6 protein-coding genes and 1 tRNA gene are annotated in these 7,609 nt (G+C 64.7%); 4 read left to right on the forward strand and 3 right to left on the reverse strand.

The features are described from left to right. Nucleotides 1-29: 29 nt before the first annotated feature. The 3 genes from AC5P9C_RS11635 to AC5P9C_RS11645 all read left to right on the forward strand — a co-directional run bounded on the left by AC5P9C_RS11635 (nt 30) and on the right by AC5P9C_RS11645 (nt 5,035). Complete coding sequence (locus AC5P9C_RS11635) at nt 30-3,005, forward strand: TonB-dependent receptor (RefSeq protein ID WP_414615031.1); 2,976 nt, start codon at nt 30-32, stop codon at nt 3,003-3,005. A 65-nt stretch (nt 3,006-3,070) separates the two neighbouring features. Next, entirely contained in the window at nt 3,071-4,426 is a 1,356-nt protein-coding gene (locus AC5P9C_RS11640; RefSeq protein ID WP_103282153.1) for a Gfo/Idh/MocA family protein, read from the forward strand. Between the two features lie 90 nt (nt 4,427-4,516). After that, nucleotides 4,517-5,035 carry a DKNYY domain-containing protein gene (locus AC5P9C_RS11645; protein WP_053091675.1) on the forward strand — a complete coding sequence of 173 codons (519 nt, stop codon included), beginning with the start codon at nt 4,517-4,519 and terminating at the stop codon, nt 5,033-5,035. A gap of 12 nt (nt 5,036-5,047) precedes the next feature. On the opposite strand, the gene AC5P9C_RS11650 is transcribed toward AC5P9C_RS11645, so the two are convergent. The 3 genes from AC5P9C_RS11650 to AC5P9C_RS11660 form a co-directional block, all read right to left on the reverse strand. Continuing rightward, entirely contained in the window at nt 5,048-5,461 is a 414-nt protein-coding gene (locus tag AC5P9C_RS11650; RefSeq protein WP_049468865.1) for a DUF5615 family PIN-like protein, read from the reverse strand. Beyond that, nucleotides 5,458-6,162 carry a DUF433 domain-containing protein gene (locus tag AC5P9C_RS11655; RefSeq protein WP_049468866.1) on the reverse strand — a complete coding sequence of 235 codons (705 nt, stop codon included), beginning with the start codon at nt 6,160-6,162 and terminating at the stop codon, nt 5,458-5,460. The genes AC5P9C_RS11650 and AC5P9C_RS11655 overlap by 4 nt, the downstream gene beginning before the upstream one ends. Before the next feature lie 136 nt (nt 6,163-6,298). Further along, nucleotides 6,299-6,375 (reverse strand) — tRNA-Arg (locus tag AC5P9C_RS11660). Nucleotides 6,376-6,524: 149 nt separating this feature from the next. Here AC5P9C_RS11660 and ubiA point away from each other — a divergent pair. Next, nucleotides 6,525-7,418, forward strand: coding sequence for a 4-hydroxybenzoate octaprenyltransferase (ubiA, locus tag AC5P9C_RS11665; protein WP_005411493.1), 894 nt, complete (start codon nt 6,525-6,527; stop codon nt 7,416-7,418). The last annotated feature ends 191 nt before the right edge of the window (nt 7,419-7,609 follow it).

Consider the following 7,609-nt stretch of genomic DNA (forward strand, 5'->3'; position numbering starts at 1 on the left):
CGCTGCACCCCTGCCAGGAGAGAACCCCGATGTTGCCCGCCCGCCACCACCGCCCCCCCTGTCGTTCGATCGCTCCGCTGTCGCTGGCCATCGCCGGCGTGCTGCTGTCGGTTGCCGTTCCTGCCTTCGCCCAGGAGAGCAAGGACAAGGCCACTGACCTGGCCCGCATCGAGGTCACCGGCTCCAACATCCGCCGCACCGACGTTGAAACCGCCTCGCCGGTGCAGGTGATCAGCAAGCAGGACATCCAGAACATGGGCGCGCGCACGCTGCTGCAGGTGCTCGACAACCTGCCGGCCGCACGCCCGGCGCAGCAGGATGCGCGGTCGCTGTTCACCGGTTCCGACGGTGCCTCGCAGGCCAACCTGCGTGGCCTCGGCGCGCAGGGCACGCTGGTCCTGCTGAACGGTCGTCGCCTGTCGTACTACGGCGCACCCGCTGGCTTCCAGACCCAGTTCGTCAACATCGATGCGATCCCCGCCGCCGCCATCGAGCGCATGGAAGTGCTGACCGACGGCGCCTCGGCGGTGTACGGCACCGACGCGGTGGCCGGCGTGATCAACGTGATCACCAAGCGCAACTTCCAGGGTGCCGAGGTCAGCTTCACCAACGATACGTCCTCGCGCATCGACTCCTACGGCGAGCGCCAGGCCAGCATCACCGCCGGCTTCGGTGACCTGGCCGAGAGCCGCTTCAACATCTACGGCGCGGTGAACATGTACCGCCGCGACGCGATTCCGCTCAGCGACTTCTACGACAAGCGGCCCGACCAGTACTACGTCAACAACCCGAACTACCTCAACAACCTGCGCCTGGGCGTGGGCAGCAAGCCGGGCGAGTTCAACCCGGGTACCTACTTCGCGTTCGATCCGGTCACCGGCCGCCGCGTGCAGGAAGCTGCACCGGGCTGCAGGAACGTGCTGACCAGTGAAGCGGCCGGCCCGCGTTGCGTCTGGGAAACCTGGATGAACAACGAGATCGATGCCGGCGCCAAGTCCGAGCGCAACACCGCCTACCTCAACGGCACGTTCCTGGTCGGCGACAACACCGAGATCTTTGCCGAGGCCACCTACACCGACATCGATCTGCGCGCCAACGGCGGTACGCCGCGCACCTACGGCACCACCACCGGCAACCCGACCAGCTGGTTCTCGCGCAATACCGGCAACACCGTCAATCAGTTCCTGTACCCGTTCCTGGGCCCCAACAACGAATACAACCACGCCAGCCCGCAGCTGAAGGCAATGATGGGCGGGGTGGTCGGCCTGAACTACCTGCTGCAGGATGCCGGCCCGAACTACTTCGGCCAGCGCAACACTGACAAGAGCTACCGGGTACTGGCGGGCGCACGTGGCAATGTGGGTGACTGGAACTGGGAGACCGCATTCGCCAGCGCTGGTACGCACTCCACCACCTACCAGACGATCAACGTCAACACCAAGGGCTTCGAGAAGGCCTTCGGCCCATACACGATCGATCCGGGCACCGGTCGGGTGATCATCTCCGATCATCCGGCGTACAAGTTCGGCGAGATCAGTGAAGCCAACGCCGCGCTGATCCGTGAAGCGTTCCCGACCTTCGACATCCAGTCGTGGACCCGCCTGCATACCCTGGATGGCAAGATCGAAGGCCCGCTGTTCCAGCTGCCGGCCGGCGAGATGCGCGCCGCGTTCGGCTTCAATGCCAGCCGTGAGACCTTCTACACCCCGGGCAATGCCGACGCGGCCAACGGCCTGATCACCCAGCAGGGTGGCTCGTGGTTCGATGGCAAGCGCAACACCTACGCGCTGTTCGCCGAGACCGTGGCACCGATCACCGACAAGCTGGAACTGGATGCGGCGGTCCGCGTGGACAAGTACCCGAACTTCAGCGCCAACGTCGCGCCGAAGATCGGCTTCAAGTACCAGGCGTTCGACCAGCTGATGCTGCGCGGCACCTATTCCACCGGCTTCCGCGCACCGAGCCTGGCCGAGTCCGGCAATGGCGGCGTGTTCGCACAGCTCGGTGGCTTCCGTGACGAACTGCGCTGCGGCGAGACCAATGCCATCGCCAACCTGCTGCTGAAGTCGCAGCGGCCGGGCGACGTCGATCTCGGCAAGACCCTGCTGAACGTCGATTGCAGCCGTACCGTGGCGCGCATGACCCAGCCGAACAAGGACCTGAAGCCGGAGAAGGCGAAGATCGCCACCCTCGGCTTCGTCTACGAGCCGGCCAGCTGGCTGTCGGTGTCGGCCGACTACTGGTTCATCTACCGCAACAATGAAATCGTCGCGCCGGACTATCGCCGCATGGAAGACATCATCTCGATGTCGCGCTCGCCGATCACCGACAGCGACCGTGCCAATCTGGCGCAGCTGGCGGCCATGTGCGCCGATCCGGCCAGCGGCGTGAGCTGCCCGTCGGTGCTGCCGGGTTATTCGGCCGGCAACGTGGCCAGCGTGGTGGGCCAGTACAAGAACCGTGGCAAGACCCTGATCGACGGCTTCGACATCGACGCACGCAGCCGCTTCTCGCTGGGCGACTGGGGCAACCTGAACATCGGCCTGGCGGCCACCATCGCCAACCGCAACCGCTTCTACATGGACGCGGAGAACGGCTGGTACTACGGCGACGTGGTGGGCTACTACAACAACCCGCGCCTGCGCGCCACGCTCAATGCCGACTGGACCTACAAGCAGGTGACCACCAGCATGTTCGTCAACTACGTCGGCGGCACCAAGTGGGCCACCGACCAGATCGACGAAGAGAGCAACAACAAGGAAACCTGCACCGGCGGCTACCTGGCCCTGCAGAAGAGCAAGTGCGATGGTGCACCGTCGTGGTGGACCGCCAACATGAGCGTCACCTGGCGCCCGGATGATGCCTGGAACCTGAGCTTCACCGTCAAGAACCTGTTCAACCGCCTGCCGTTCTACGATCCGAACAGCTTCCTGGGTGACTCCAGTGACTACGCAACCATCTTCGGCCGTGGTTACAGTGTGACCATCGGCTACCGGTTCAAGTAATTCCGTTTGCGTGACCTGGCGTGCCGGCTGTGGCCGGCACGCTGCCAAGAGGAGAGATGTCTGCCATGAAGCGTAGGGAATTCATCGCGGCCAGCGCCGCTGTCGCCGCCAGCAGCCTGCTGCCGCAGAGCCCGGCCTGGGCACGCGGACGCAAGGTGCGCCTGGCCATGATCGGCACCGGCATGCGCGGGCTGGTGCTGCTGAAGGAGCTGGTGCGCCGCGACGACGTCGAAGTGGTCGCCCTCTGCGATATCGAGCCGATCATGCTCGGCCGTGCCACAGAGATGGTGGCCAAGGCGGGCAAGCCGGCGCCGAAGACCTATGGCCAGGATCGTGATACCCATGCCTGGAAGCGCCTGCTGGAACAGAAGGGCATCGATGGCGTGATCATCGCTACGCCGTGGGAATACCACGCACCGATGGCGATAGCCGCGATGCAGGCCGGCGTAGCCGTGGGCTGCGAAGTGGTGGCCGGCATCACCCTGCAGGACCACTGGGACGTGCTGAAGACCCAGTTGAGCACCGGCACCCCGTACATGCTGCTGGAGAACGTCTGCTACCGCCGCGACGTGATGGCGGCGTTGCAGATGGTGCGCCAGGGCCTGTTCGGCGAGCTGGTGCATCTGCAGGCCGGCTACCAGCACGACCTGCGCGGCGTGAAGTTCAATTCCGGTGACCCGAACCAGCCCTACGACAGCGGCGTGGAATTCGGGCCCAAGGGCTGGAGCGAAGCACGCTGGCGCACCGAGCATTCGGTGCAGCGCAACGGCGAGCTGTATCCCAGCCACGGCATCGGCCCGTGCGCGATGTACACCGGCATCAACCGTGGCAACCGCTTCACCCACATCAATGCCTTCGCGACCAAGGCACGCGGCCTGCACGAATACACCGTGGCCAAGAGTGGCGGCACCACCCACCCCAGCACCCAGGTAAAGTTCAAGCTCGGCGACATCGTGACCACCACGCTGGCGTGCGAGAACGGCGAAACCATCCTGCTGCAGCACGACACCTCGCTGCCGCGCCCGTACTCGATGGGCTTCCGCGTGCAGGGCACCAAGGGCCTGTGGATGGACGTGAACCATTCGATCCACATCGAAGGCCGCAGCCCGCCGCACCAGTGGGAAGAGTTCAAGAAGTACCAGGACCAGTACGAGCACCCGCTGTGGAAGCAGAATGCCGACACCGCCGCCAGCGCCGGCCACGGCGGCATGGACTGGTTCGTCATCCATGCGTTTGTTGAAGCGCTGAAGGCCAAGGCACCGATGCCGATCGACATCTACGATGCGGTGACCTGGAGTGCGATCACACCACTGAGTGAGCAGTCGATCGCCAACGGTTTCCAGACGCTGGAGTTCCCGGACTTTACTGCTGGTGCGTGGAAGACGCGCAAGCCGATCTTCGCGTTTGACGGCAAGTACTGAGGTTCATCCCTTCCATGCTGTGACTGAAATGCCGGGCGATGCCCGGCGTTTCTGCTTGGTGCATTGGCATCCATAGAGCCGAAACCACGCTTGGCTGTCTTTCCACCCGCGATTGACCGCGACAGCTTCCGCCAGTGCGGTGATTACTGGCTGGACAAGCGCAATGTCTACTTCGAATGCGGGACTTCGCTGAAAGCCTTGGCCGAAGCCAACTGCGCCACCTTCCGCAGTATGGGCGGCGGCTACGGTGCCGACGATCACGGCGGCTGGCACTGCGGCCGACGCATGAAGCACTGCCTGCGCGGCGATCTGCTGCAGACAATCCCGCAGGATCCGCTGTACGCCGTTGACGACAACAGCGTCTATTGCGACGGGAAGCCTCTGCCCGGCGTGGATCACGCGCGCTGGCGTTTGCTGGGCGGACACTTCTCGGGCGATGGCAGCCGTGTTTACTACTTGGAACGGAAGCTGCCGCGCGTGGATGTGGCGTCGTGGCGTCTGTTGCAGGGGAGCTGGCCGCGGGACCATAAACACCTGTTCCATGTGTTCATGATCGAGACCGACCCGATGCTGCGTGCACAGCATGGTTTCACGGATGAAGAGGGTTGACGCGCGAAGCGGTTACCGCGACATCTTGATCTGCGTCAGCCGTCCCCCGGACGCCCTGGCATGCGGTACGCGGAACATTGCACCAGGTTGCACGAGTTCGGCTTGCTGCATCATCTTGGGCCACCACTCCAGAAGCCGCGCTGCGCGCTCGTAGTGGTTGAAGGTGCTCCAGCCCTTGGCCAGAACGAATACGGTCAGGCCGAGGCGTGCGATCGCCTCGCGCTCTGCGGGCTTGCGATGATGATGATCCTGGGTAACGTGTACGCGGATGCCACGCTGGGTGGCCGCGTCGAAGAGCTCCAGGTCAGTAGTACCGGGCATCACGAACTCCCTTACGTGGAAGACTTCGTGTTCGTCCGTTCCTGCAATGGCGTCGATGGCCCGGGCCAGCGCGGGCGGAAGATTCTCATCGATCTGCGCCTTCAAGGCGCGGCTCGATTCTCGAACTGCAGTGCTTTCTTCACTGCAGTCAGAGGTAGGTCATACAGCCTGGCCACGCGACGCTCGTCGCCACCTTCGGCGCGCAGCGCCTCGACAATGGCGATGGTAGGAACGCCCGATTCGGCAAGGATGGGCTGACCAAAACTGCGCTGTGGATCAAATACCACCGCGCGGGATCCCTTCAGTGGGAACCATCGTTCGGCACGATCATCGATGCCCAGTTCGATGCCGTCACGCAGCGAAGGTGCGATGACCTTGCGCATCACGTCCTGGCGCTTCACCACATCCACCAGTGCGGCATCGCCGCTGTCGCCCACGAGCTCCATGAAAATGCGGCGCCCATCGGTCTTGAAGCTCGTGCTGGTGAAGGGGTACTCCTTACCGAGCCGCTCGTTCAGCTCGACAATGGTTCGCCGCACCAGGTTGAGGGGCACGCCACATGCGACGAATGTGCGGACGAAGCGCAGCTCGATCAGATCGCGAAAGCCAATGCCGTCGATCTCTGAATCAGCCCATTGCGACTTCCACAGGGGAGGGTGGGCTTCCGGCTTCCCGTGCTTCCGGCCATGGTAGCCCTTCAGCCACCGGCGCAGTTCCGACGAGCTGCCGCCAATGAAGCGCGCGGCATCGGCATAGGAATAGAGACCGACGCCGAGGCTGTCCTGTGCTGGCAAGGCGATACCCATGCGCCGAGTCTACTCAATCGGAATGGAGCTGGAGTACAGAGTCACATTCTGCGCCCTGCGGGACTCATAAACTGAGAACGGAGACATGCGCGGGCGAATCTGCCGGGTGAGTGGCAGGCCGAAGCCGACCAGAAGATGGCGCGCCCGGAGGGATTCGAACCCCCGACCAATGGCTTCGGAAGCCACTACTCTATCCGGCTGAGCTACGGGCGCGTTGTAGAACCGCCGCGCCGTCGGCCAGTGCCGGGGCGGGCATCGCAGCGCCATGAGGCGGTGCGGGACGGGCATTCTATCCAGTTTCGCCGAACAAATCTCCCCCCACCGGCAAAGCCCTGCCGTAGGGGCAGGAGTATCCTATCGCCATGGCTGATACCCCCCTCACTTCGCCGCAGTCGCCGGCGACGCCGCGTTGGCGGCATTACTGGAGTCTGATGCGCGCTGATCGCCCGATCGGCACGTTGCTGCTGCTGTGGCCCACCTGGTGGGCGTTGTGGCTGGCCGCAGGCGGCCTGCCGCCGCTGTGGACGCTGTTCGTGTTCACCGCCGGCGTGTGGCTGACCCGCTCGGCCGGTTGCGTCATCAATGACTACGCCGACCGCTGGCTTGACCCGCACGTGGAGCGCACCAAGGCGCGCCCGCTGGCCACCGGCGCTATCAGCGGCCGTGCCGCGCTGGCGCTGTTTGCCGTGCTGATGCTGGTGGCGTTCGGGCTGGTGCTGACCCTGAACGGGCTGACCATCGGCCTGAGCTTCATCGGCGTGTTCCTGGCCGCCAGCTATCCGTACCTGAAGCGCTACACGCACTTGCCGCAGGTCTACCTGGGCATGTCGTTCGGCTGGGGCATCCCGATGGCGTTCGCCGCCGTGCAGGGCGAGGTGCCGATGCTGGGCTGGCTGCTGTATGCCGGCAACATCCTGTGGTCCACCGCCTACGACACCTGGTACGCCATGGTCGACCGCGAGGACGACCTGAAGATGGGCTCGCACTCCACCGCGATCCTGTTCGGTGATCTCGACCTGGTCATCCAGGGCGTGCTGTACGCGCTGTTCCTGGCCACCATGGCGCTTGTCGGCGTGCGTGGCGGGCTGGGCGGGTACTACCTGGCCGGCGTGGCTGTGGCCACCGCGCTGGTGGTGTACGAGTTCTGGATCTGCCGCAATCGCGAGCGCGGTCCCTGTTTCAAGGCGTTCCTGCACAACAACTGGGTGGGCGCCGCGCTGTTTGCCGGCATCGCCGTGGACCTGGCGCTGCGTTGATCCCAAGGCCTGGTAGAGCCGGCCGCTGGCCGGCTGCACCCGTGTGTGATTCCGAGGTTGCCGGCCAGCGGCCGGCACTACCGTCCTCCGCCAGCTACGACGATTCCCGGGCCTGGTAGAGCCGGCCGCTGGCCGGCTGGACCCGTGCGTGATCCCGAGGTTGCCGGCCAGCGGCCGGCACTACCGTCCTC

It is taken from the genome of Stenotrophomonas sp. YJH_SMC_10, from assembly GCF_059371555.1.